The following is a 26594-nucleotide window of genomic DNA, read 5'->3' as shown; positions in this document are numbered from 1 at the left end:
ATGAATATTATTAAAAGTAATGAAAAAAGAGTAGCAAAAGATGTTTTTAATAGTATACCTTCAGTTGATGAGAATGTTGTGAATGAAATACTTCAGAAAGAGCTCGTGGATTTCAATAAAAAAATTATCGTTCTTGATGATGATCCTACTGGTGTACAAACGATTCATGATATATCAGTTTACACGGATTGGTCAGTAGACAGTATTACAAAAGGTTTTCTAGAAGAAAAATCAATGTTTTTCATACTCACAAACTCTAGGGGTCTCACGGAAGACGAGACTGAAAAAGCACATAAAGAAATTGCTGCAAATGTTGTAGAAGTAGCGAAAAAATATAATAAAGAATTTGTCATTATTAGTCGCGGTGACTCAACGCTTAGAGGACATTACCCGCTTGAAACAGAGGTATTAAAAGATACAGTGGAAACAGATGCTGATATCAAGTTTGATGGAGAGGTGATTTTTCCTTTCTTTAAAGAAGGAGGGCGCTTTACAGTTGATAATATTCACTACGTTCAATATGACGAATATTTAGTACCTGCTGGTGAAACAGAATTTGCGAAAGATCGAACATTTGGTTATGAGCGCTCTCATTTGGGAGAATGGGTGGAAGAAAAATCAAATGGTCAGTTTACAGCTGAAAATACAACGTATATTTCACTTCAACAAATTCGTGCGTTAGATATTGACGGAATTACGAATCAATTACTAGCTGTTCAAGGTTTTAATAAAGTGATTGTAAACGCTGTAGATTACGTGGATGTGAAAATCTTGACAATTGCGTTAGTAAAAGCGATGAAAATAGGTAAGGACTTTATGTTCAGAAGTGCAGCTGCGTTAACGAAAATCATTGGTGGAGTTAGTGATAAAGGATTGTTAACGAAAGAAGAGCTAATGAAAGAGAAATCTGAAAATGGGGGACTAATTATCGTCGGTTCTCACGTCAAAAAGACAACGGAACAGCTTGAGGAATTAAAAACATGCAGCTTTATTGAGTTTATTGAATTTAATTGTCATCTTGTCTTAGAACCTGACCGATTCAAAGAGGAAATCAATCGAGTGATTGAAACGTGTGAAAGTCTCATTTCTTCTGGTAAAACAGTAGCGGTTTACACAAAAAGAGAGCGACTAGATCTCGGTGAAAACAAGAAAAAAGAAGAGTTAATGCTTTCGGTTAAAATATCGGATGCCGTAACGAGTATTGTTCAGCGATTAAAAGTAAGACCTAATTATATTGTCGCTAAGGGTGGGATCACATCGAGTGATATAGGTGTAAAAGGTCTTGAAGTAAAAAGAGCAACGGTAGCTGGTCAAATTAAGCCAGGGATACCTGTTTGGGTAACAGGTACTGAAAGTAAGTTCCCAGGTATTGCGTACGTCATTTTCCCAGGTAATGTCGGAACGAAAGATACATTAAGAGAAGCAGTTGAAATTTTAAGTAGATAAAAATAGGTTTTTCATAGATTACATGCAATGAAAAAGTGGTGTATATGAATGTGCAACATAAACTTCACGTTGTGTGTGCACATACACCATTTAGTCGCCATGATATTTTTGTAAACGGATATCAAACAGCATTTACCTAATATTTATGCTAGTTTCACTCATAATATGAAGTTATCCCATTCTTAACGGGCAGTAAGACTCCTACATCAAGATTCGAGAGAAACAAAGAAGATAAGTGGGAGATAACTGCCCGTAAAGATCCGATAAGTTTCGCTAACCATCAGTGGGGGATGAAGAAAACCCCCACTGATGGAAGTCTCACTTTATCAAACTATCACTAAGGAGTATACAAAATGTTAGCAAATACAAGAGATGTGTTAAAACATGCTCAACATCATCAATATGCGGTTGCTGCTTTTAATGTATATAATTTAGAAACTGTACAAGCTGCAGTGAAAGTAGCTGAAAAAGAACAGCAGCCCGTTATTATCGCGTTAGGAGAACGTTATTTTCCGACTGTAGATGTAGAAGGATTTTCAGCGATGGTCAAAGGAATTGCGACTAAAGCAAGTGTACCGATATGTCTTCATTTAGATCATGCGTATGAAAAGAAGTCGATTATTCGTGCCATTCGTTCTGGTTTTACATCGGTTATGTATGATGGATCAAAGTATGAGTTAGAACAAAACATACAGCATACAGCAGAAATTGTAGATATTGCGCATATGGCAGGTGTATCTGTTGAAGCTGAAATTGGATCTTTAGCAAGAGGCTCTTTTTCGGATGAAGAAGAAGGAAGCGGAACATTAACCGATCCACTGTTGGCGAAAGAGTTTGTTGCCGAAACAGGTGTTGATTTTTTAGCGGCTGCGATTGGGACGGTACACGGTATGTATCAAGGAGAACCAAATATTGATCTTGGTCTTTTAGAAAAAATTCGTCAGGAAGTAGAAGTACCACTCGTTCTTCACGGTGGATCTGGGACACCTGATGAAATTATTACAAAAGCGGTACAAGCCGGTATTTGTAAAATTAATGTTAATACAGAAGTATCGATGGAAGCTGTTTCATTTTTACAGAGGTATTTTAAAGAGAACGAAATGGTTCATCTTTCAACGGTAATGGCTGATATGCAAATGGCGATGGAGCCCGTGATGACTAAGTTTGTCCAATTGTTTGCGAATAGGTAAGATCGAATGAAAAAAATTTTATAAAAAGAAAGCGTTTACGTCTGGGAGGATGAGATATGTATTCAGTATTTGGGTTAAGTCATGATGCGAGTCTTTTACTATATGCAGTCATTTCAATTTTAGGTTTAATCGTATTGATAGCGAAATTTAAAACGAATCCATTTGTCGCACTTATTGCTGCAGCTCTCTTTATGGGAGTGATATCTGGAATGAAATTCCCTGATATTGTAACAGCCTTTCAAGAGGGTGTTGCCGGTGTTTTAGGCTTCATTGCGATTGTTCTTGGTCTTGGAACAATGCTTGGGAAGATGATGGCTGAGTCAGGGGGAGCCGAGCGTATCGCTCGAACGCTTGTTAATGTGTTTGGTGAGAAAAATGTTCACTGGGCGATGATGGTTGTAGCGGTTATCTGTGGTATTCCAGTGTTTTTCCAAGTTGGTGTGGTATTATTAATTCCACTTGTGTTTGTTATTGCGAAACATACAGGAACGCCTCTAATTAAAATTGGTCTTTCATTAATTGCGGGTTTAGCGGTTGTACACAGTCTTGTGCCGCCTCACCCTGCTGCGATGCTAGCAGTTGATATTTTTCAAGCAGATTTAGGAAAAACAATTCTGTATTCTCTTATTGTAGCGTTTCCAGCTGCAGCAATAGCGGGCCCAATTTATGGTTCTTATATTTCAAAAAAAGTTCATGTAGAACCTACTGGAGAACTTGTTGAGCAATTTACTGAAACGAAACACGAAAATTTACCAGGCTTTGGAATTACGTTATTTACGATTTTACTTCCAGTTATTTTGATGTTGCTTGCGACAATCATTGGTTTTATCTATCCTGAAACAAGTACGATTCGATACTGGGCAGATTTCATTGGAAGTCCGGTTGTAGCACTGTTTATTTCTCTAGTCGTTGCGTTTTATTCATTTGGATTTGCTCGCGGATATGATAAGAATGATCTTTTGAAATTTACAAATGAGTGTCTTGGTCCAGTAGCTTCTATTGTTTTGCTTATTGGTGCTGGTGGTGGATTTAATAAAATTCTAATCGCTAGTGGTGTAGGAGAAGCGATTGCTGGATTTGCACAAGATGCACATCTTTCACCAATATTGTTGGCATTCTTAATTGCAGGTTTAATCCGTGCTGCAGTTGGTTCTGCGACTGTTGCGATGACAACAGCTGCTGGAATTGTTGCACCGATTGCGGCAACAATGCCTGGTGTTAGCCCAGAATTATTAGTGCTTGCAGTGGGCGCAGGTTCTATTATGCTTTCTCATGTAAATGATTCAGGATTTTGGTTAATTAAAGAGTACTTTAATATGTCGGTGTCTGAGACATTTAAAACATGGACTGTTATGGAAACCATTTTATCTTTTGTCGCTTTTCTGATGGTTCTTTTACTTGATATATTTATTTAAAAAATTCTTGTGCCATTCCAAATAATTCATATAGGAATTCAAGTTCAATAGGATAGACTCTAACTGTTGGTGGACTTACCTTTTTCGATTAGTTAAATTAAATTTAAGCATCTTTATTAATGAGATATAACTAATTAATAAGGTACATCTCTTCTTAACGAATTTGAAGTGCTCGCTGTGGAAAACAGTGAGAAGGTCAAGAATTATTAAAATGAAGTATCTGCATGAAAGGGTTTTAAATGTAAGAAAGTAAAAGAGTTACTTTCGGAAATAAGATAAACGGACCTATACGGTGAATTTTTATCATGAATGTTTAAATTGGAAGTTGTATTATTTGTGAAACACCAATTTTAATGGATGTTTAAGAAGGTAAAGTTCCAATAGGGTAAATCCTATTGGAACTTTTCTATTTTTACGAAAATGCTACTAACTAATTCGTAAAGAATAAAAAACTTTAACTATATAATATAAATACAGAAGAAATCCTCTATAAAAGAATGGGATAATGATAGTTCAGGTGAACTGATTAAGGAGATCAATAATACCATTTTAGAAAATCAAAAAAAGAATGAAGCAATGCTCAGCGAACAGTTTGGTGCATATCCGGATTGATACCTAACCGAATTTTTTTTTCATCTTCCCCCTTATTTAAAGAATACTCCATATTCAATACATCTAAATCAGTTTAATTTTTTCTTCATATTAAACTTTACAAAAAAGCAACCGATATAAAGATAGATAAAATTAATAGGAGTGTTTTCAATGTCGGTAGAAAATCTATCTTCACAGCCAGCACTTCACACCTTTGATACAACTAGAACAAATGGCCAAATAGAAAGTAAAGAAGCAAATATAAATGATAAACAAGCTATTCAAGATAAACAATCTCCTCCATCAAAACAAGAAATGGAACGGGTAATCGAGGGGATTAACAAAGTATTAGAACCATCAAATACGCATATTAAATTTGAACTTCACGAAAAATTAAACGAATACTATGTCACAATTGTTGATAATAACACAAACGAGGTAGTCAGAGAAATTCCTTCGAAAAAATGGTTAGACATTTATGCGGCAATGACAGACTTCGTTGGGTTGATCGTTGATAAAAAAATCTAGGAGGGCAGGTAAAATGGCAGGAATAAGAATAGGCGGACTTGCTAGTGGAATGGATATTGATACGATTGTATCTGATTTAATGAAAGCAGAGCGTATACCACTTGATAAATTAACACAAAAGAAGCAGACAGTAGAATGGCAACGTGATGATTACAGAGATATGAATAAGCTGTTAAAAGAGTTAGATGATATGCTTTTTATCAATGATAATAGCATCGGAAGAGAAGCCACTTTCTTGAAAAAATCTGTCTCCAGTTCAGATGATTCGAAGGTTTCGGCAAAAGCAATTAATGCACAAACAAATATCTCTTCAACAATTGATGTACTAAGCTTAGCTAATTCATCCACATGGAAAACATCTGGAAATATCAATTATACCGCACAAGATATTGAGTTGAAGTTTAAAGTGAAAGACCCTGGTGCAACAGAATATCGTTATTCATCTATTAAATTATCAGCTTCAGATTCAATTGACAATGTTATAAGTAAAATAAATTCTTCTACCCTCGGTGTCACAGCGATGAAGGAAAAAATCAAAATCTCTGACACTGAATATAAAGATACAATTGTTTTTACCAATAATAAAACAGGAGCAGGAGTTGAAATTGCCTTAGATGATCGAGATGCTGCTTCTGAAACAGCCACACAAACATTTATGAGCAGTTTAGGATTCACCTGGGGTGGCGCTACAGGGAAAACGTTAGTTGCAGATCAAAATGGTGTAGACGCAACCATCAAAGTAAATGGTTATGAAATGCAAAAAAGCTCAAATACTTTTACCTTAAATGGAATTGAATATACTGCAAAGGGTGTCACAAGTTCATCAGTGTCAATCTCTTCCTCAACAGATGTCGATAGCATCCTAGATTCAGTCGTTAAATTTGTAAATAAATACAATGAAGTCATCGATAAAATTAATGGAAAACTATCAGAAGAACGCTATCGTGACTATCAACCACTAACAGATGAGCAAAAAAGTGATATGGAAGACAAAACCATTGAGCTTTGGGAAGAAAAAGCAAAAAGTGGTTTATTGAAAAATGATTCGATTCTTTCAAGCGGATTAAACAGTATGAGAATGGATTTTTATGCCCCTGTAAAAAATTCAACAAATCCTGTAGGATTTCAACAATTAGCTGAAATCGGAATAAAAACCTCTTCTAATTATTTAGATAAAGGAAAATTAATAATCGACGAAACAAAATTACGTGAAAAAATTCAAGAAAATCCTTCAGCCATCTACCAATTATTTAATGCAGATGGAGGTACAGAAGAGACAACTGGGATCGCGAAAAGACTCCGTGAGACGATCAAAGATACGATTAGTAATATAGAAGAAAAAGCTGGGAATTCTTTAAAAGTAAATAATCAATATACACTAGGAAGAAACTTAAACTCTATCGAAAACCAAATCGACCGCTTCGAAGATCGCCTTACCCAAGTCGAAGACCGCTACTGGCGACAATTTACAGCAATGGAAAAAGCAATACAGCAATCAAACTCACAAATGAGCTATCTCATGTCACAATTCTCATCGTAATAAAAAGGAGCGAAAACCATGGCAATCAACAACCCATACGCAGCCTACCAGCAAAACGCAGTCACAACCGCCTCACCGGGTGAAGTCACATTAATGCTTTACAACGGCTGCCTGAAATTCATCAAACAAGCATCTCTTGCAATTGATAATAAAAAAATCGAAGACAAAAACACAAACATCCAAAAAGCTCAAAAAATCATTCTAGAACTCATGGTCACACTCAATATGGATCTAGAAATCTCAAAAAATATGGCTGTTATGTATGAATACATCAACCACCGCTTAACAGAAGCAAACGTCAAAAACGACGGCTCTATCCTAAAAGAAGTAGAAGGACTTGTCATTGAATTCCGTGATACATGGAAGCAGGTTATTCAAATCAACCGCCAGCAACAGCATCGTCAAGGTGGACAAGCATAGTGAGCGCCATCTCAAAGGTATACGAAGTGACAGAACAGCTTTTTCAACTAGTGTCTCAACAAGTCACAAAGGATAATCGTGATGAATGCATTCAACAAATCACCTCACTGTTAGAGATGCGGGAACAGCTCCTAACACAGGTTCATCCACCTTTTGCTGCAGAAGAAAAGCAACTGTTTCAGCAAATTGCCGATTGGAATGAAGTGATTACAACTAAATTCGTTGAGATCAAGCAGCATATTCAGCAGGATATGATCCAATTGAAAAAAACGAAGTCATCCAATCAGCAGTATGTGAATCCGTACCAACATGTTTCGGCAACAGATGGTATGTTTTACGATAAAAGAAAATAGGTGAAGCATGATGGGGTCATTAACGAATGATCAATTTGAATTTCTCCATTTTTACTATAATCTCTTAAATACGATTGAGGAAGGCTTCGATTATGTGATTGATAGCTTTACAAATTTGGATCTTACGGATGCCGATCAGGTTTTTAAGGATATTTTAGTAGCTTTTTATCATGTTGATTCATCGAACGACATGTTGCTATCCCTACTTACTGAAGAAGAAAGTGACCTTGTTCAGGATGTGAAAACATTTGATCAAGTGATTTTAACGTTAGATGATGAATCAACCATTTACTTAACTCCTGACAGACATCAAGCGTTTGTAAGAAATCAATTAGCCCCTGTTTATTTGGCTTGGAAGGAAAAAATCCAATCGAAGCTGCAGCCATATATCGCACATTAAAACTCGCCACTCAAGCGAGTTTTTTTTCATATTCTTGAAATCTCTGCCATATACTATTACACCGTAAGGGAAATTTACATAAAAGAAATAAAATTCACAATTTTTTCACGCTGAATTTACGTTTATGCAGGAAACAAGGAGGGGTATATAGAAATAGTAGACATAGCTTATCCCACATTCATGGACATTAACACCACACCTTAGAAGTTGGAGTCATTCAAAGTAATAAATGTGGAGGATAATGGCCTGCAATGTCAGATAAGTTTAGCTAACCCATCAGTAGAGGCTTATGAAAACTCTTACTGAAGGAAGTCTTGCTCTATACAAAAAGGAGGAATTCAATCATGAGATATAACGTCAGAGGGGAAAACATTGAAATAACTCCAGCATTACGAGAGTATACAGAGAAGAAAATTGGTAAGCTTGAACGATATTTTGAAAATTCCGTTGACGCAAATGTCAATGTGAACCTAAAATTTTATAATGATCAAGAGTCTAAAATAGAAGTAACGATTCCGATGACAGATCTGGTGTTGCGTGCGGAAGAATCCAATCAGGACATGTATGCAGCGATCGATCTTGTCGTAAATAAATTAGAACGCCAAATTCGCAAGCATAAAACAAAAGTCAATCGCAAGTTTCGTGAGCAAGGTGCACCAAAGTTTGTGTTCAGCAACATCCAAACAGATGAGGATGGACCAATTGAAGAGGAAGACCAAGAGGTTGTCCGTACAAAGCGCTTTGATTTAAAGCCAATGGACAGCGAGGAAGCGATCCTGCAGATGGACATGTTAGGACACAACTTCTTTGTCTATACGGATTCTAAAACAAATAATACAAATGTTGTGTATAAGCGAAAAGATGGAAAATACGGCTTAATTGAGCCTCATGTATAAATAAAACAGCGCCTTTTAGGCGCTGTTTTATTTATAGAAAAAATGATTTGACAAAATAAAAGACAGCGATTACAATGTGTGTAACGGGTTACATATTGTAAATCTTTTTTAAAGGCCTATCTGTAACCGGTTACACATTATGCTTGAGGTGGAACAGTTGAGAACAATAAAAGATGTAGCACAAGAAGCAGAAGTATCTGTTGCAACTGTTTCAAGGGTGTTAAATAGTAGTGGGTATGTAAATGAAGATACGCGTAAAAAGGTGTTAGATGCAATAAAAAAATTAGATTATAGACCAAATGCTGTTGCGCGAAGCTTATTTAAAAAACAGTCTAAAACGATCGCATTGATTGTTCCGAATATAACGAATCCCTTTTTTCCAGAGGTTGCTCGGGCGATTGAGGATGTTATGAGTAGTAAGGAATATACACTGATTCTATGTAATTCAGATGATCAAGAAGAAAAAGAAAATAAATATTTTGAAGTGATGAAGCAAAAATATGTGGATGGTGTCATCATTGTTACAAGTACACTAACGCCAAAGCATATTGAGAAAAATGGAATTCCAATTGTAGCGGTTGACCGTTTTATTGATAAAGACATTCCTTACGTTTCTGTTGATAATGTAGAAGGTGCAAGAAAGGCGGTTCGATATTTACAATCAACTGGGTGTCAGAAGATTGCACATATACGAGGGCCTGAAAATCTTCTTAATGCAGAACAACGTTTTCAAGGATATAGGTTAGAGCTTCAAAACAAACATTTGTTTAATGAAGATTTAGTTGTAAATGGTAATTTTAACTTTACAACAACGACAGAGGTAACGAAGCAATTATTAAAAAAACATCCGGATATTGATGGAATCTTTGCTGGTAATGATTACATGGCAGTAAGTGTGGTTAAAGCAGCGTTAGCTCTCGGTAAAAGAGTGCCAGAAGATTTATCGGTTATTGGCTTTGATGGAATTAATCTCGCTAAATTAACGAATCCTGAAATCACAACGATTGCGCAGCCTATTTATCAGATTGGTTACAAGGCAGCAGAACTTTTATTAGATTTAATTGACGGGAAACCAATTGATACGTATAACCATGAATTAAAAGTTACGTTAAGTGTAGGCCAGACAACGAAACAAATGAGGTGAACAAAATGAAGAGTCAAAAGATTACCGTGATCGGTAGTATAAATATGGATATCGTGACAAAGTCATCGATCATTCCTAAGGTTGGTGAAACGGTTATGGGTGATTCCTTTTTTACGATTCCAGGTGGAAAAGGAGCAAACCAAGCTGTTGCAGCAGCAAGGTTAGGGGCTGATGTGACACTTATTGGCTGTGTTGGAGAGGATGCTTTTGGAAAAGAATTGACTGAGCATTTAGGGAAACAAGGTATTATGATCGACAATGTGAAACCGGTTACACATTCGTCGACTGGTATTGCATCTATTACTCTATCAGATGGAGATAATAGCATTATCGTTGTTCCAGGTGCTAATTATGAAGTGACACCTGAAGTTGTTAAAGAACACGAGCATATTATTGAAGAAAGTGATGTCGTGCTTTTACAACTTGAAATTCCACTTGAAAGTGTCATAGAAGCCGTTAATCTAGCAAAAAAGCATCATAAAACAGTCATCTTAAATCCAGCTCCGATTCAACCATTACCTAAGGAGCTATTACAGCAAGTCGATTATTTAACACCAAATGAACATGAACAACAGCTATTGCTGTCAGCTAATGACCTTATAGATGAAGAGCTGGAGCAAATAAAGACTAAGTGTATTGTAACACAGGGTTCTAAAGGTGTTACCATCTATAAAAACGAAGAAAAGCTAATATCAGGATTTAAGGTAGAGGCAATCGATACAACTGGGGCAGGGGATTCATTTAATGGAGCTTTAGCTGTTTCACTTAGTAATGGGGCATCTTTAGAGGATGCTTGTCAATTTGCAAATGCGGTTGGCGCCTTATCGGTAACAAAGCTAGGAGCACAATCAGGTATGCCGACAATACAAGAAGTAGAGGCATTTCTTTCAGCACAGAGAGGATGACAGATTTTGAAAAAACAAGGAATACTTAATAGTCATATATCAGAAATACTATCACGGCTTGGTCATACAGATACAATTGTTATCGGTGACTGCGGCCTGCCAATACCAGATGAAACTCTTCGAATTGATCTAGCTCTAAAACAAGGTGATCCAAGTTTCATAGATACTCTGCAGGTTATTTTAGAGGATATGGTTGTTGAAAAAGTTACACTTGCAGAAGAAATAAAAGAGCAAAATACGTCCATTCTAGAGGAAACATTAGGTTTACTAGGTGACGCGGACTCTGAATATGTATCACATGAAAAATTCAAAGAGCTTACGAAAAAAGCAAAAGCAGTCATACGTACAGGGGAGACGACACCATATGCTAATATCATTCTACATGCAGGAGTGATTTTTAAATGAGCCAAACACCTTTAGCGCAAATGAAAGGAATTTCGAAAGCGTTTTCGGGTAATAGAGTACTAGAAAATGTGGAGTTTGAGATTATGCCAGGTGAAGTTCATGCGTTAATGGGGGAGAACGGCGCTGGAAAATCTACACTCATGAAAATATTAACAGGGATTTACGAGCGTGATTCAGGAAGCGTTTACATTAAAGGCGAAGAAGTTCACTTTAAAAACGCGAAAGAAGCAGAGAATGCTGGTATCGCTGTTATTCATCAAGAATTGAATATCATTCCATATCTATCTGTTACAGATAATATGTTTCTAGGAAAAGAATTAACATATGGAAAGTTAGGGATCGTTAAGCATAAGGAGATGCAGCAAAAAACGAAAAAATATTTAAATCGTTTAGGTGTTGATATTGATCCTGACATTGAAGCTGGTGAGCTGTCTGTTGGTCAGCAGCAAATGATTGAAATAGCAAGAGCAATTGCGGCAAATGCTGAGATTCTCATTATGGATGAACCGACTGCAGCATTAACTGATCGAGAAATAGAGGCTCTGTTTGTTGTTATTAATTCATTAAGAAAGAAAGGTGTAGGGATTGTTTATATCTCACATCGTATGGAGGAAATTTTTCAAATTTGTGATCGAATTTCCGTGCTTCGTGATGGACAATTCATTGGGACAAAGGATATTCCAACAACAAATTTTGATGAAATCGTCAAAATGATGGTTGGCCGCCAATTAGGTGACCGTTTTCCTGAAAGAAATACAACTCTAGGTCCTGAACGATTAAAGATTGAGAACTTTTCATGTAAAGGGAAGTTCGAAAACATAAGCTTTTCTGTTAAACAAGGCGAGATTTTAGGTGTGGCAGGTTTGATGGGAGCGGGAAGAACCGAGATAATGGAAGCTATTTTCGGCCATCGTCATAAGCAGAATGGAACAATGATGATCGATGGGCAAGTTGTCTCTATTAAATCACCATTCGATGCGATTAAAAAAGGAATAGGCTTTGTTACTGAGGATCGCAAGAGTGAAGGGTTAGTGTTAGATTTATCTGTTCGTGAAAACTTTTCGCTAACGAACTTAACAAAGATTTCAACAAATAGCTTGATTTCAACTAAGCAGGAAGAATCTTTTGTTGATGACTTAATTCAAAAACTTCATGTAAAAACGGCAAGTCGTGATTTAGCTGTTAAATCATTGAGTGGGGGAAATCAACAAAAAATTGTGATTGGTAAATGGCTTGGCATTGAGCCGAAAATATTAATTTTAGATGAGCCAACACGTGGTGTTGATGTAGGAGCAAAAAAGGAAATTTACCAGATTATGAATCAACTCACCGAGCAAGGTGTCGCAATCATCATGGTATCTTCCGAGCTTCCTGAAATTTTAGGGATGAGTGATCGAATCCTCGTCATTCATGAAGGAAAGGTTTCGGCTATTCTCTCAAGAGCAGAGGCGAACCAAGAAAAAATTATGCAAGCAGCAACAGGGGGGAACGAATAATGAAATCAAAAACGGTTTCAACTAACCTGCAAAAATTAGGACCGTTTGTCGGTTTAATTATCATTATAATCACTCTATCAATTGTAAGCCCGAATTTTATGACAGTTGATAATATCTTGAATGTTCTTAGACAAGTATCAATTAATGCACTTATCGCTTTTGGAATGACCTTTGTTATTTTAACAGGTGGAATCGATTTGTCAGTCGGTTCAATTTTAGCCTTATCATCAGCTGTTACAGCAAGTATGTTAGCAAGTGGGATGGATCCGATTCTAGCTATTTTAATCGGTTTAATTGCTGGTGCCATCATGGGTGCAATCAATGGGTTTATCATCACAAAAGGTAAGGTTGCGCCGTTTATTGCAACACTTGCAACGATGACGGTCTTCCGTGGACTTACACTCGTATATTCAGAGGGTCGTCCAATTACAGGCTTATCAAGCAGTGAGTTATTTGTCCTAATGGGAAAAGGGTATGTTGGCTGGATCCCTGTACCGGTTATTTGGATGCTTGTCACATATGGGATTCTTTACTTCATATTAAAAAAGACAACGTTTGGACGTAAAGTATACGCAATTGGAGGAAATGAAGAAGCAGCAATTTTATCAGGAATTCGTGCAAATCGAGTGAAAGTATGGATATACTCGCTAACAGGGTTATTATCAGCATTAGCTGGTATCATTCTTTCTTCACGTTTAAATTCTGCTCAACCAACAGCAGGTGCTTCATATGAGCTTGATGCCATTGCAGCTGTTGTTCTAGGTGGAACTAGCTTATCTGGCGGACGCGGCTGGATTTTTGGAACATTAATTGGGGCATTAATCATTGGTGTCCTTAACAATGGTTTAAATATTATGAATGTGAGCTCCTTTTATCAGCAAGTTGTTAAAGGAGGTGTTATCTTACTAGCCGTATTGCTTGACCGTAAAAAATCCGCGTAAAAAAAACATAAATGAAACAAGGGGGATTTACCATGAAAAACATGTTAAAAGGGTTATTATTTTTCGCACTAGCAATGGTTTTATTAGTAGGTTGTTCAACTAAGCCGCCAGGTTCTTCGTCTGAAGAAGGTTCTTCAGAAGGAGCAAAAAAAGAAGGAGACGTGAAAGTGGGTCTTTCCATCTCAACACTAAATAATCCATTCTTTGTCACATTAAAAGAAGGTGCTGAAGAACAAGCAAAGGCAAAAGGAATTGAAATCGTAGTTGCTGATGCTCAAAACGATTCAGCAAAACAAGTTAGTGATATCGAGGATTTAATTCAACAAGGTGTTGATGTTTTACTAGTTAATCCAACGGATTCTGCAGCAGTATCAGCTGCAATTGAATCTGCAAACAGTGCAGACGTTCCAGTTATTACGTTAGATCGTAGTGCAGAAGGTGGCGAGGTTGTTGCACATATCGCTTCAGATAACGTGGCTGGAGGAAAAATGGCAGGCGATTTCATCTTAGAACAGCTTGGAAATAAAGGGAAAGTAGTAGAAATTGAAGGAATCCCAGGATCATCTGCAGCTCGTGAAAGAGGAGAAGGTTTCCATCAATCAGTTGATGCAATCGATACAGTTGAAGTTGCTGCAAAACAAACAGCAGACTTTGACCGTGCAAAAGGTTTAACAGTTATGGAGAACATCCTTCAGGGAAATAAAGACATTCAAGCAGTATTCGCACATAATGATGAAATGGCTTTAGGAGCGCTTCAAGCGGTTGAAGCAGCAGGATTATCAGATGTTATTATCGTAGGATTTGATGCAACGGAAGATGCGGTAAAAGCAGTTGAAGACGGCAGACTATCAGCAACAGTGGCGCAAAAGCCAGCTATTATTGGTCAGCAAGGTGTGGACACAGCTATTCAAGTAGCAAATGGAGAAACAGTAGAAGAATTTATCCCTGTTGAGCTTGAATTAGTAAAATAAGTGATGATTGAGAGAGCCTTTGTGTGAGGCTCTCTCTTTTGTGTAAAGAAAAGGACGGAACCTCTTATTTGAAGGTGGGGTGAAGTAAAAAGCAATTTCAACATCATGTTAAGTGGGAAGATAATCCGCAATAGCCGTTTTGTATGGTGCCTGCCTCTAAGCCTAGGTTGTCCCCCACCTAAAATAATGCTAAAATAAAGGATGTTTAATAATCAAAAAATGTAAATTATGATTTCACTCTATACACAGAGGAGCGTATTAAATGCTTGGAATTTTAAATAAGGTGTTTGATTTTAATAAACGTGCCTTAAATCGTTATGAAAAAATGGCGAATCAAATTGATGCGTTAAGCAGTCAAATTGGCAGTTTATCTGATGAAGAACTTAAGGCAAAAACAGAAGAATTTAAAGGTCGTATAGCAAATGGTGAAACGCTTGATGATCTATTAATAGAAGCATTTGCTGTTGTACGTGAAGCAGCAAAGCGTGTCTTGGGAATGTATCCATATAAAGTCCAGTTAATGGGTGGTATTTCCTTACACGAAGGGAATATTTCTGAGATGAAAACAGGTGAAGGGAAAACGTTAACTTCAACAATGCCTGTTTATTTAAACGCGCTTTCTGGTGAAGGTGTTCATATTGTGACAGTCAATGAATACTTAGCAAGCCGTGATGCACATGAAATGGGTCAATTGTTTGAATTCCTTGGCCTCACTGTTGGACTTAACTTAAATTCACTGAACAAAGATGAGAAGCGTGAAGCATATGCAGCAGATGTAACATATTCAACAAATAATGAGCTTGGTTTTGATTACTTGCGTGACAATATGGTTCTTTATCGTGAACAGATGGTGCAGCGTCCGCTTAACTTTGCCGTTATCGATGAGGTTGACTCGATTTTAGTCGATGAAGCGAGAACACCGCTGATCATTTCTGGACAAGCTGCAAAATCGACAAAGCTTTATATTCAAGCGAATGGATTTGTACGTCAGTTAACGCAGGAAGAAGATTTTACGTATGATGTGAAATCAAAAGCTGTTCAGCTGACAGAGGACGGAATCACAAAGGCTGAAAAAGCGTTTGGCATTGAAAATCTGTTTGATATTAATCATGTGAATTTAAATCACCATATTAACCAGGCATTAAAAGCGCAGTTTGTGATGCAAAAGGATGTTGACTATGTGGTGGAAGAAGAGAAAGTAGTGATTGTCGATTCCTTCACAGGACGTTTGATGAAGGGACGCCGCTATAGTGATGGACTTCACCAAGCGATTGAAGCAAAAGAAGGCTTGGAAATTCAAAATGAAAGCATGACATTAGCGACAATTACATTCCAAAACTACTTCCGTATGTATAAGAAGCTATCTGGTATGACAGGTACAGCAAAAACAGAGGAAGAAGAGTTCCGCAACATTTACAATATGCAGGTTGTGGCAATTCCAACGAACAGACCGATTGCTCGTGATGATAAAGCAGATCTTGTTTATCGTTCAATGGAAGGGAAATTCCGTGCTGTTGTCGAGGATGTCTCACAGCGTTATGATCTTGGTCAACCTGTCTTAGTTGGGACAGTTGCTGTAGAAACATCTGAATTAATCTCACAGCTTTTAAAGAAAAAAGGTGTGCCGCATCATGTGCTGAATGCGAAAAACCATGAGAAGGAAGCAGAGATTATTGAACATGCCGGTCACCGTGGTGCCGTGACGATTGCAACAAATATGGCTGGACGTGGGACAGATATCAAGCTTGGCGAAGGTGTTCGCGAACTAGGCGGGTTAGCTGTTATCGGTACAGAGCGTCATGAATCACGCCGTATTGACAACCAGCTTCGCGGACGTTCAGGCCGTCAAGGGGACCCTGGTGTGACGCAATTCTATCTTTCAATGGAAGATGAGCTTATGCGCCGCTTCGGTTCTGAAAATATGATAAATATGATGGATCGTCTTGGTATGGACGATACACAGCCAATTCAAAGTAAAATCGTTTCCCGTGCTGTTGAATCCGCACAAAAACGTGTTGAGGGTAATAACTTTGACGCACGTAAGCAGCTTCTTCAATATGATGATGTCCTGCGTCAGCAGCGTGAGGTTATTTATAAACAACGTTTTGAAGTTCTTGATTCTGAAAATCTTCGTGAGATTGTGGAGAAAATGGTGCAATCAACAATTGAGCGTGTTGTCAATACACATGCATCACTTGCTGAGGATGAGGAAAACTGGAACTTGGATGGAATCATAGATTATATGAATGGAAACATCCTTCAAGAAGGTGAGCTTTCAATCGACGAGCTTCGTGGAAAAGTTCCTGAAGAAATGACTGAGCTCATCTATAAGAAAGCTCTTGCGATTTATGACGAAAAAGAAGCAGATTTCGGTGAAGAACAAATGCGCGAGTTTGAAAAAGTTATTCTTCTTCGTGCTGTTGATTCAAAATGGATGGATCACATCGATGCCATGGATCAGCTTCGTCAAGGTATTCATTTACGTGCATATGGTCAAAATGATCCGTTACGTGAATACCAAATGGAAGGCTTTGCGATGTTTGAAAATATGATTGCTTCGATTGAGGAAGATGTAGCGAAGTACATCATGAAAGCACAAATCCGCAATAACCTTGAGCGTCAAGAAGTAGCAAAAGGCCAAACGGCTGTCCACCCAAAAGAAGGCGATGAAAAACCAAAGAAAAAACCAACTCGTAAAGTAGTTGAAATTGGTCGTAATGAGGCTTGTATTTGCGGCAGTGGTAAAAAGTACAAAAACTGTTGTGGACAACAATAAGTAGCTTTCATCATCAACAAAAGGATATAATATATAAATGACTAAAATGAGAGAGATGGGAACATCTCTCTCTAAAATTGTTGTATTTGACCTCTCACCTTACTTTCTCAATGTGAGAACCTCTAATCATTCGCAACAAACAAATATCCAAAATAACTAATAAATTAACCCCGAGGTGACTGTAATGGAATTAGTAGAAATTCGACATGAACTTGAAAATACAGCTAAACGTTTAGCGGACTTTAGGGGGTCTCTTTGACCTCGATATCAAAGAAGCGCGAATTCAGCAGCTTGAAGGGCAAATGACTGCACCTGATTTTTGGGATAACCAAAATGCGGCACAAGCTGTTATTAATGAAACAAATGCGTTAAAGGAAATGGTCGACCAATTTCATGAGTTAAACGAGTCTTATGAGAATTTGCAATTAACATATGAGCTTGTGAAGGAAGAGGAAGACGCAGATTTACAAGAGGAACTTGTTTCGGAAATCACGGATTTGGTAAGTAAGTTAAATGATTTCGAACTTCAGCTTCTTTTAAGTGAACAGCATGATAAAAATAATGCGATCTTAGAGCTGCATCCAGGTGCTGGCGGTACCGAGTCACAGGACTGGGGTTCAATGCTGCTTCGTATGTACACACGCTGGGCAGAGAAAAAGGGCTTCAAGGTTGAAACACTTGATTATTTACCAGGTGATGAAGCTGGGATCAAAAGTGTGACATTGCTTATTAAAGGACATAACGCTTACGGCTATTTGAAAGCTGAAAAAGGTGTCCATCGTTTAGTACGTATTTCACCATTTGATTCATCAGGTCGTCGTCATACATCATTCGTTTCTTGTGAAGTTATGCCAGAATTTAATGAAGAAATTGAAATTGAGATTCGGACGGAAGATTTAAAAGTTGATACGTACCGTGCAAGCGGTGCTGGTGGTCAGCATATTAATACAACTGACTCAGCGGTCCGGATTACACATCTTCCAACAAATGTTGTTGTGACATGCCAAACAGAGCGTTCACAAATTAAAAACCGTGAACGTGCGATGAAAATGCTTCAAGCGAAGCTTTATCAAAAGAAAATTGAAGAGCAGGAAGCAGAGCTTGCAGAAATCCGCGGCGAGCAAAAAGACATCGGTTGGGGAAGCCAAATTCGTTCATACGTCTTCCACCCATATTCAATGGTAAAAGACCACCGTACAAACACAGAAATTGGAAACGTGCATGCTGTTATGGATGGCGAGCTAGATCCATTTATTGATGCGTTTTTACGTTCAAAATTATCCTAATATCGAAAACAACCAGGTTTGCATCTGCAGCCTGGTTGTTTTTTGTTGTAAAAGTCTTAATGGATTTTTTTATCCTTCTAGCAAACACTACTCATAAATACTTAAGTGTACAATAACTCTTTAACCAATTACCACGTTATTTAGCTGTTGTTCACAGCTTAAGTATCGTCTGCTATACTCGTCTAGGATATTTTATCACTCATCTCAGAAAAAAGGGGGGAAACCCATGAATGTACGGAAACGACATCATCATTCAAATCCTAACCTTGAAAAATTCATTGAATATCTATACATATTAATTGGGTCAGCCTTCGTCGCGATCGGTTTTAATTTGTTTTTACTTCCAAACCGGATTGCTTCCGGCGGTGTCAGTGGGATAAGTACCATTTTAGATGCGATATTTGGCTTTGAACCTGCTTATGTGCAATGGGCATTCAATATTCCGCTTTTCATTGCAGGTGTTATTTTACTAGGAAAACAGTTCGGGTTTAAGACATTGATTGGGACTATTTTTGTTCCGTTTGTTGTGTTTGCCACAAGAAGCTGGCAGCCGGCAACACTTGATCCGTTATTAGGTTCCTTATTTGGCGGAATTTCAATTGGCCTGGGGCTCGGAATTGTTTTTCGAGGGAAAGCATCGACGGGCGGAACAGACCTTGCCGCACAAATCATTCATAAATTTACCGGGCTATCACTCGGTACATGTGTTGCATTAATTGATGGATTAATTGTGTTATTAGCTGCATTTGTATTTGATATTGAACGGGGTCTTTATGCGTTAATCGCCCTGTATGTAACAAGTAAAACAATTGATATTGTGCAAATAGGCTGGGGACGTTCAAAAATGGTGATGATTATTACAAATATGCAGGTTGAGGTGCAAAATGCCATTCTGAACGATATTGACCGCGGTGTCACACGTCTAACAGCACATGGAGGTTTTACGAATAATGAAAGACCTGTATTGATGTGTGTTGTCGACCAGACTGAATTCACAAAATTGAAACAACTGGTAAGAAGTATTGATCCTGATGCATTTGTGACGGTTACGGATGCTTCTGAAGTACTTGGAGAAGGTTTCAAGCGAACGTAAATAGGTTATACTATTTTTGACTACATAACCGTTCTTATTTTGGGGAGGATCGATTGATGAAAACAAAATTACTTGCCTTAATGCTAGGAACATCCGTTATTCTAGGAGCTTGTGGTGGTGGCGAAGAAGAGCCGCAAGAAGAAGCAACTGGTACAACAGAAGGCGAAACAGCGACTGCTGATGCTGAAGAAATCGTGAATCAAAGCTGTATTGGCTGCCATGGACAAAATCTTGAAGGCGGCGGCGGGCCTAATTTAACTGAGGTTGGCGCAAAGTACAACAAAGATGAAATCAAAGACATCATTGTGAATGGAAAAGGAAGCATGCCTAAAGGTATTTTAGATGAAGCAGAGGCTGAAGTTGTTGCTTCGTGGTTAGCAGAGAAAAAATAAAGCTGTAATAATAACATTATTTTTATTAAAAAGAGAGGCTGACTATGACAAAAGTCATCCTTTTTTTCTTGTTTTCCTCAAGATTAGTCAGGAATTTCGGAAAAAATCAATAAAACGCTTTAGAAATCTTTACGATTTTGTTACATTCTCCCATCGATATCCTCCTGAATCCCGCGATATCAAGGTTTTTACCGGCCTTTTTTCTCCTGAAATAAAAATGTAATATAAATTTAGTCTATTTTTGCCGAAAATTGATGTTATAATTGATTTTGTAGTTTACAAGACAAGGATTTATTATGTCTAACAGGTCGACAATTTACGACAATGAGCGACATAATCCAAAAAAACTATAGTAGGGGTTTTTTTATGATCGAAATGTCAGAAGTATATAAAACATACCCAAATGGCGTTTTAGCCATTAATGGGATTGATATAATGATAAACCAAGGTGAGTTTGTCTATGTCGTTGGACCTAGTGGGGCCGGTAAGTCTACATTCATTAAAATGATGTACCGTGAGGAAAAACCTTCAAGCGGTAAGATCGTGATTAATGGCGTCGATTTATCACAGCTTAAAGAATCAAAGGTTCCGATGTTAAGAAGAAGTATTGGTGTCGTTTTCCAAGACTTTAAACTATTACCAAAACTAACAGTCTTTGAAAATGTTGCATTTGCATTAGAAGTTATTGGCGAGAATCCAAAAACAATTAAAAAGAGAGTACTGGATGTATTAGATCTTGTCCAGCTTAAACATAAAGCACGATTTTTCCCAGATGAGTTATCAGGCGGGGAACAGCAACGTGTTTCTATTGCACGTTCTATCGTAAATAATCCTGCTGTCATGATTGCGGATGAGCCGACAGGTAACCTTGATCCTGATACATCATGGGAAATCATGCATTTGTTCGAAGAAATTAATAATCGTGGCACAACAATTGTTATGGCAACACATAATAAAGAAATTGTTAACACGATGAAAAAGCGTGTCATCGCAGTCGAAGATGGAAAGATTGTGCGTGACGAAGCAAGAGGGGAGTATGGTATTTATGATTAATACTCTTGGTCGTCATTTTCGTGAAACGCTAAAAAGCTTAGCAAGAAACGCTTGGATGACATTTGCGTCAGTTAGTGCAGTAACCGTGACATTAATATTAGTTGGTACATTTTTAGTGATCATGATGAACTTAAATAATGTCGCAACAAATCTTGAAGAAGATGTTGAAATTCGCGTTTTAATCGATGTAACAGCAAATGAAAAGGCACAGACAAAGTTAAAAAGTGAAATAGAAAAAATAGAACAGGTCGATTCAGTTGTCTACTCTCCTAAAGAAAAAGAACTTGATCAGCTAGTTGAGAGTTTAGGTGAAGAAGGTAAATCCTTCGAATTATTTGAACAAAACAATCCATTAAATGATGTGTTTGTTGTGAAAGCATCAAATCCTCAAAATACAAAGCTTGTTGCAGATAAAATTGCAAAGTTTGATAATGCATCAAAAGTAAAATATGGTCAAGACGAGGTTGAAAAGTTGTTTGATGTGCTTTCAATTTCTCGAAATATAGGGATCGCACTTATTATTGGTCTTGTTTTCACTGCGATGTTCTTAATCTCTAACACAATTAAAATTACCATTTTTGCACGTAGACGTGAGATTGAAATTATGAAGCTTGTTGGAGCAACAAATGGCTTTATTCGCTGGCCGTTTTTCTTAGAAGGGTTATTTTTAGGAGTTCTTGGAGCCGTCATCCCAATTGCTCTTATCACGACTGTTTATCAATCATTATACGTTTGGGCGCTGCCAAAACTTCAAGGTTCGTTTGTTGAATTACTGCCATTCAGCCCATTTGTATTTAAGATTTCCGCACTTTTACTCTTGATTGGTGCTTTAATCGGAGTATGGGGAAGCTTGATGTCAGTTCGTAAATTCTTAAAAGTGTAAAACTAGCAGTCTTTGATTGCTAGTTTACTAGCTTTTAAACATAGATAAAGGAAATTTAGGCGCTGAATAAGCGCTTCGATATCAAGCCTAAGCGGCCTGAGTCCCCTTGTATTGATAGGTAAGGAACACCACGCGTTCCTCTAACCTGTCTTTTACTTGGCGGGCCTTAATTAGGGCGCTTTCGCTTTTTACATAACGCAGAGGAGGAAACATGTTGAAAAGAAAAATAGCTGTGTTCAGCTTGGCTGCGATCATGGGGACAAGCTCATTATTACTACCAAATGCCAATCTTGCCTTCGCTGAATCGTTAGAGGAAAAAAAGCAGGACATTGAAAAGAAACAATCCAATGTATCATCTAGCATGAGTGAAAAGGAAAGTGAAATCTCAAAACTAGAAAAAGAGGAAGCACAATTAGATTCGGAAATTGAATCCCTTGATCTTCAAGTAGCTGAAACAAAAGGAAAAATAAGAGAAGAAGAAGCTAGCATTGCAGAAACAAAGAAAAAGATTGAAGAATTGAAAGTGCAAATTGAGGAAGTAAAAGCTAGAATCGCAGAACGTAATAAATTATTAGAAGACCGCGCTCGTGCACTTCAAGAGAGCGGTGGAATGGTTAGCTATTTAGATGTGCTTCTTGGTTCGCAGGACTTTGGCGATCTTGTCGCACGGGTAAGTGCCGTTACGACAATTGTCGAAGCAGACCGCGAGATTCTTAGAGCCCATGAAGAAGATAAAAAGTTATTAGAAAAATCAGAGGCAGATCTAAATAGTCAATTAAAAAAATTAGAAGATTCCCTTTCGGAATTAGAAGCTCTGCAAACACAATTAAATAGTCAGGTTAATAAAAAGAAAGAACTTATGAAAAAAGTACAAGTGGATCATGAAGAAGCATCACATGAAATGCATGAATTAGAAGATGAAGCAGCATTTTTAGCTGAACAGAAAAAGGCGATTGAGCTAGAAGAAAAACGTCAAAAAGCTGCAGCAGAAGCAGCCGCTCGTGAAGCAGCCCGTGCAGCAGAGGAAGCTAAGAAAAAAGCCGCAGCAGCAGCTAAAAGCTCAGCAAATTCTAGTTCAACATCAAGTTCTAAATCCAGCTCAGATTCAAGTTCAAGTTCAAACAGTTCATCATCATCATCTTCACAAAAGCCAGCAGTTTCGAGCGGTAGCTTTACGTGGCCAGCATCAGGTACGTTTACTTCTGGTTATGGATACCGTATTCATCCTGTAACAGGCGGTAGAAAGTTACATGCTGGAATAGACATCGCAAACAGTACAGGTACACCAATTGTCGCATCAGCTAGTGGAACAGTCATCCGTTCTGAATATTCTAGCAGCTATGGAAATGTTGTTTACATTACACATAATATCGGCGGACAAGTCTATACAACACTATATGCGCATATGGATTCACGCCTTGTCAGTTCCGGACAATCTGTTTCAAAAGGTCAACAAATCGGAACCCTAGGTACGACAGGCCGTTCAACTGGACCGCATTTACACTTTGAAATTCATAAAGGACCATTTAGTGGTTCATCAAGTTCAGTTAATCCTTTAGACTATCTATAATTATGTTACCCTTATTAAAACCTCTAAAACGTTTGTTTTAGAGGTTTTTATTTTTTGCCTGACCTTTCTGAAGGGATTTTATTGAGTTTGAATTTGGTTAAAATTTATAAAGTAAGAATGGTCCTTCATCAAGGTATGAAGACCTTTTCTGAAGCGAATTAAGTGAGAATGGTCCTTCATCGATGCTATGAAGACCCTTTCTGAAGCAAAATAAGTGAGAATGGTCCTTCATCAAGGCTATGAAGACCTTATCTGAAGCAAATTAAGTAAGAAAGGTCCTTCATCAAGGCTATGAAGACCTTATCTGAAGCGAATTAAGTGAGAATGGTCCTTCATCAAGGCTATGAAGACCTTATCTGAAGCAAAATAAGTGAGAATGGTCCTTCATCAAGGCTATGAAGACCTTATCTGAAGCAAAATAAGTGAGAATGGTCCTTCATCAAGGCTATGAAGACCTTATCTGAAGCAAATTAAGTAAGAAAGGTCCTTCATCAAGGATATGAAGACCTTATCTGAAGCGAATTAAGTGAGAATGGTCCTTCATCAAGGCTATGAAGACCTTATCTGAAGCAAAATAAGTGAGAATGGTCCTTCATCAAGGATATGAAGACCTTATCTGAAGCAAAATAAGTGAGAATGGTCCTTCATCAAGGATATGAAGACCTTATCTGAAGCAAATTAAGTAAGAATGGTCCTTCATCAAGGCTATGAAGACCTTTTCTGAAGCAAGTTAAGTGAGAACAGTCCTTCACCACCACCGTTACCTAATATTTTCTGCTTTTCCATTTGCCTTACATGATTTGTACAAGCTTGACATATACTAAAAAAAGGATGAGTAAAAGTTGTTTTACATAAACCTGGCTAAGTTGGATATAGGAGGTATACGATGAAACAAAGAATAAACGTCATGTTACTAGCATTAGCTTTCGTCATTGGTGCAGGTGGTATGTATGTTGGTATGGGGTATATGGATCATGATACTCCAATGGATGCAAAAGCAGTTGCGTCAATGGGGACAATGTTTAATGCTGAAGAACAGGCATCTGAAATTGAGGGCTTTGATAAGTTCAAGCAGGCTCTTGAATTAATCTCAACTCGATATGTTGAAGAGGTGGATGAAGAGGAGCTGCTGGAAGGTGCGATCCAAGGCATGCTTTCAACGTTGGATGATCCATATTCGGTCTATATGGATAAAGAAACGGCACAGCAATTTTCTCAGTCGCTTGATTCTTCCTTTGAAGGAATTGGTGCAGAGGTCGGAATGAAAAGCGGTAAAGTGACAATCGTTTCTCCATTTAAAGGATCACCAGCAGAAAAGGCTGGGCTTCAACCAAATGACCAAATCATTAGTATTAATGGTGAAAATGTTGAAGGATTAAACCTGAACGAAACAGTCCTTAAAATCCGCGGGAAGAAAGGGACAAAGGTTAAAATCGAGGTGCTTCGAGCAAATTCAAAGGAAAAGCTCTCGTTTAACGTTATACGTGATGAAATCCCACTAGAAACAGTCTTTAGCTCAACAAAGGATTATCAAGGGAAAAAAGTCGGTTATATCGAAGTTACATCTTTTTCGGAAAATACGGCAGAGGACTTTAAAAACGCTTTAGCCAAGCTAGAAAAGACGAATATCGAAGGTCTTGTATTAGATGTACGCGGCAATCCCGGCGGTTATCTGCAAAGTGTTGAAGAAATTCTAAAACAATTTGTTACAAAGGATCATCCATACATTCAAATTGAAGAGCGTAATGGCGATAAAAAACGATATTTCTCAACACTTTCTAAGAAAAAGGATTACCCAGTCACAGTCTTAATCGATAAAGGAAGTGCATCAGCCTCTGAAATTCTTGCCGGGGCATTAAAAGAAGCATCTGGGTATAAGCTTGTTGGCGTTACTTCCTTTGGAAAGGGAACTGTGCAGCAGGCCGTACCAATGGGCGATGGCAGCAACATTAAACTAACGCTTTATAAATGGTTAACACCGAAAGGAAACTGGATTCATAAAAAAGGTGTTGAACCGACAATTAAAGTAGAACAGCCAGCGATTTATCAAGCAAGCCCGATTCAGCTTGAAAAAAGCTTGGTGCCTGATATGAATAATGAACAGGTAAAAACTGCCCAGATCATCTTAAAAGGCCTAGGCCTTGCGCCTGGAAGAGAAGATGGCTACTATAGCAAGGAAACCGAAACGGCTGTAAAAGCATTTCAGGAAACAAATGAATTGCCTGTCAGCGGAAAAATTGATCTGCAAACAGCAGATACCCTTAATCAAAAAATAACGGAAATAAAAGAAAAAGATGAAAACGATCTACAGCTGAAAATGGCAATAAAGGCACTATTTCAATAAAAAGAACAGTCCCTTACCGCTTAAAAAGCGACGGGGATTGTTCTTTTTTTATTTAACGACAGCCCTTCTAATTAACCACAGTTGCCAACTCTCTCTACGGACGAAAACGCCACGTCATTTTCGAATTAATATAGTAAAAAGAGTACTATGCAGGGGGGAATCAGCATGAAAAAGTCCAGCTATCAAAAGGAGCAGGTTTATCAACGGTTAGTCGTGGAATTAAGTGCTAAAAACTCAGCTGCTCAATCACATGCTAGTTCTAGTAAATGGATTCGATTGTTTAGTATGTATATAGCAAACTACACAACGATTAAAGAAGTAGAACAGATTGATCAAGAGTGTGTTCGCGAATATTTCGCTTATTTGGTGAAAAATCATAAGCGGTTGTCTCTTAGCTTGGCAGATATAAAGAAATCCGTGCAAATGCTTGAGGAGATCCTACATATTGAAGTGGACAGTACGATGAGTGACTTTTCTCTTTCAAATACAAGTCTATGGAACAACTTAAAATAAGCATACTCAATTATCATGAGAGATGGTAAAATATGAGTAACCT

The 26594-nt window shown here is 37.8% G+C and carries 24 protein-coding genes; all 24 read left to right on the top strand.

Features of this window, described 5'->3' with window-relative positions:
* The 24 genes from GMB29_RS24465 (at position 1) to GMB29_RS24350 (ending at position 26551) form a co-directional block, all read left to right on the top strand.
* Positions 1–1446 carry a four-carbon acid sugar kinase family protein gene (locus GMB29_RS24465; protein ID WP_196305211.1) on the top strand — a complete coding sequence of 482 codons (1446 nt, stop codon included), beginning with the start codon at positions 1–3 and terminating at the stop codon, positions 1444–1446.
* Positions 1447–1799: 353 nt separating this feature from the next.
* Positions 1800–2636 carry a class II fructose-bisphosphate aldolase gene (locus tag GMB29_RS24460; protein ID WP_136352337.1) on the top strand — a complete coding sequence of 279 codons (837 nt, stop codon included), beginning with the start codon at positions 1800–1802 and terminating at the stop codon, positions 2634–2636.
* A gap of 56 nt (positions 2637–2692) precedes the next feature.
* Positions 2693–4051, top strand: coding sequence for a GntP family permease (locus GMB29_RS24455; RefSeq protein ID WP_136352338.1), 1359 nt, complete (start codon positions 2693–2695; stop codon positions 4049–4051).
* A 762-nt stretch (positions 4052–4813) separates the two neighbouring features.
* Positions 4814–5170, top strand: coding sequence for a flagellar protein FlaG (flaG, locus tag GMB29_RS24450; RefSeq protein ID WP_136352339.1), 357 nt, complete (start codon positions 4814–4816; stop codon positions 5168–5170).
* Between the two features lie 13 nt (positions 5171–5183).
* Positions 5184–6710, top strand: a complete 1527-nt coding sequence (locus GMB29_RS24445; protein ID WP_136352340.1) for a flagellar hook-associated protein 2 — start codon at positions 5184–5186, stop codon at positions 6708–6710.
* A gap of 18 nt (positions 6711–6728) precedes the next feature.
* Entirely contained in the window at positions 6729–7130 is a 402-nt protein-coding gene (gene fliS / locus GMB29_RS24440; RefSeq protein ID WP_136352341.1) for a flagellar export chaperone FliS, read from the top strand.
* Complete coding sequence (locus tag GMB29_RS24435) at positions 7130–7483, top strand: flagellar protein FliT (RefSeq protein WP_136352342.1); 354 nt, start codon at positions 7130–7132, stop codon at positions 7481–7483. Before fliS ends, GMB29_RS24435 begins: the two co-directional genes overlap by 1 nt.
* 10 nt (positions 7484–7493) lie before the next feature.
* Positions 7494–7883 (top strand): DUF8042 domain-containing protein, encoded by a 390-nt coding sequence (locus GMB29_RS24430; RefSeq protein ID WP_136352343.1) that lies wholly within the window; start codon positions 7494–7496, stop codon positions 7881–7883.
* A 344-nt stretch (positions 7884–8227) separates the two neighbouring features.
* Positions 8228–8779, top strand: a complete 552-nt coding sequence (gene hpf, locus GMB29_RS24425; RefSeq protein WP_136352344.1) for a ribosome hibernation-promoting factor, HPF/YfiA family — start codon at positions 8228–8230, stop codon at positions 8777–8779.
* A gap of 157 nt (positions 8780–8936) precedes the next feature.
* Positions 8937–9923: a LacI family DNA-binding transcriptional regulator gene (locus GMB29_RS24420; RefSeq protein ID WP_136352345.1), complete on the top strand. Its 987-nt coding sequence runs from the start codon at positions 8937–8939 to the stop codon at positions 9921–9923.
* A 5-nt stretch (positions 9924–9928) separates the two neighbouring features.
* Positions 9929–10828, top strand: coding sequence for a ribokinase (gene rbsK / locus GMB29_RS24415; protein WP_136352346.1), 900 nt, complete (start codon positions 9929–9931; stop codon positions 10826–10828).
* Positions 10829–10834: 6 nt separating this feature from the next.
* Positions 10835–11233, top strand: coding sequence for a D-ribose pyranase (rbsD, locus tag GMB29_RS24410; RefSeq protein ID WP_136352347.1), 399 nt, complete (start codon positions 10835–10837; stop codon positions 11231–11233).
* Positions 11230–12729: a sugar ABC transporter ATP-binding protein gene (locus GMB29_RS24405; RefSeq protein WP_136352348.1), complete on the top strand. Its 1500-nt coding sequence runs from the start codon at positions 11230–11232 to the stop codon at positions 12727–12729. The genes rbsD and GMB29_RS24405 overlap by 4 nt, the downstream gene beginning before the upstream one ends.
* Positions 12729–13670 carry an ABC transporter permease gene (locus GMB29_RS24400; protein ID WP_136352349.1) on the top strand — a complete coding sequence of 314 codons (942 nt, stop codon included), beginning with the start codon at positions 12729–12731 and terminating at the stop codon, positions 13668–13670. Before GMB29_RS24405 ends, GMB29_RS24400 begins: the two co-directional genes overlap by 1 nt.
* Positions 13671–13702: 32 nt before the next feature.
* Complete coding sequence (gene rbsB / locus GMB29_RS24395) at positions 13703–14641, top strand: ribose ABC transporter substrate-binding protein RbsB (protein WP_136352350.1); 939 nt, start codon at positions 13703–13705, stop codon at positions 14639–14641.
* 262 nt (positions 14642–14903) lie between these two features.
* Positions 14904–17417, top strand: a complete 2514-nt coding sequence (secA, locus tag GMB29_RS24390) for a preprotein translocase subunit SecA (protein ID WP_136352351.1) — start codon at positions 14904–14906, stop codon at positions 17415–17417.
* A gap of 184 nt (positions 17418–17601) precedes the next feature.
* A protein-coding gene (gene prfB, locus GMB29_RS24385) for a peptide chain release factor 2 (RefSeq protein WP_136352352.1) occupies positions 17602–18703 on the top strand; the annotation gives its coding sequence in 2 pieces (ribosomal slippage) (positions 17602–17673 and positions 17675–18703; 1101 coding nt in all).
* 226 nt (positions 18704–18929) lie between these two features.
* A complete protein-coding gene (locus GMB29_RS24380) occupies positions 18930–19796 on the top strand; it encodes a YitT family protein (RefSeq protein ID WP_136352353.1) in 867 nt (288 codons plus the stop codon).
* Between the two features lie 56 nt (positions 19797–19852).
* Complete coding sequence (gene cccB / locus GMB29_RS24375) at positions 19853–20188, top strand: cytochrome c551 (RefSeq protein WP_136352354.1); 336 nt, start codon at positions 19853–19855, stop codon at positions 20186–20188.
* A gap of 366 nt (positions 20189–20554) precedes the next feature.
* Positions 20555–21241, top strand: coding sequence for a cell division ATP-binding protein FtsE (ftsE, locus tag GMB29_RS24370; protein WP_136352355.1), 687 nt, complete (start codon positions 20555–20557; stop codon positions 21239–21241).
* Positions 21234–22124, top strand: a complete 891-nt coding sequence (gene ftsX / locus GMB29_RS24365; RefSeq protein WP_136352356.1) for a permease-like cell division protein FtsX — start codon at positions 21234–21236, stop codon at positions 22122–22124. Before ftsE ends, ftsX begins: the two co-directional genes overlap by 8 nt.
* A gap of 214 nt (positions 22125–22338) precedes the next feature.
* A complete protein-coding gene (locus GMB29_RS27875) occupies positions 22339–23694 on the top strand; it encodes a murein hydrolase activator EnvC family protein (RefSeq protein WP_136352357.1) in 1356 nt (451 codons plus the stop codon).
* Between the two features lie 886 nt (positions 23695–24580).
* The gene (locus tag GMB29_RS24355) at positions 24581–26038 is read left to right on the top strand and encodes a S41 family peptidase (protein WP_136352358.1); all 1458 of its coding nucleotides are present in this window, start codon (positions 24581–24583) and stop codon (positions 26036–26038) included.
* Between the two features lie 165 nt (positions 26039–26203).
* Positions 26204–26551, top strand: coding sequence for a swarming motility protein SwrAA (locus GMB29_RS24350; protein ID WP_136352359.1), 348 nt, complete (start codon positions 26204–26206; stop codon positions 26549–26551).
* Positions 26552–26594: the final 43 nt, after the last annotated feature.

It is taken from the genome of Metabacillus sediminilitoris, from assembly GCF_009720625.1.
Taxonomy (GTDB): domain Bacteria; phylum Bacillota; class Bacilli; order Bacillales; family Bacillaceae; genus Metabacillus; species Metabacillus sediminilitoris.
This window is presented reverse-complemented; position numbering and strand designations above follow the sequence as displayed.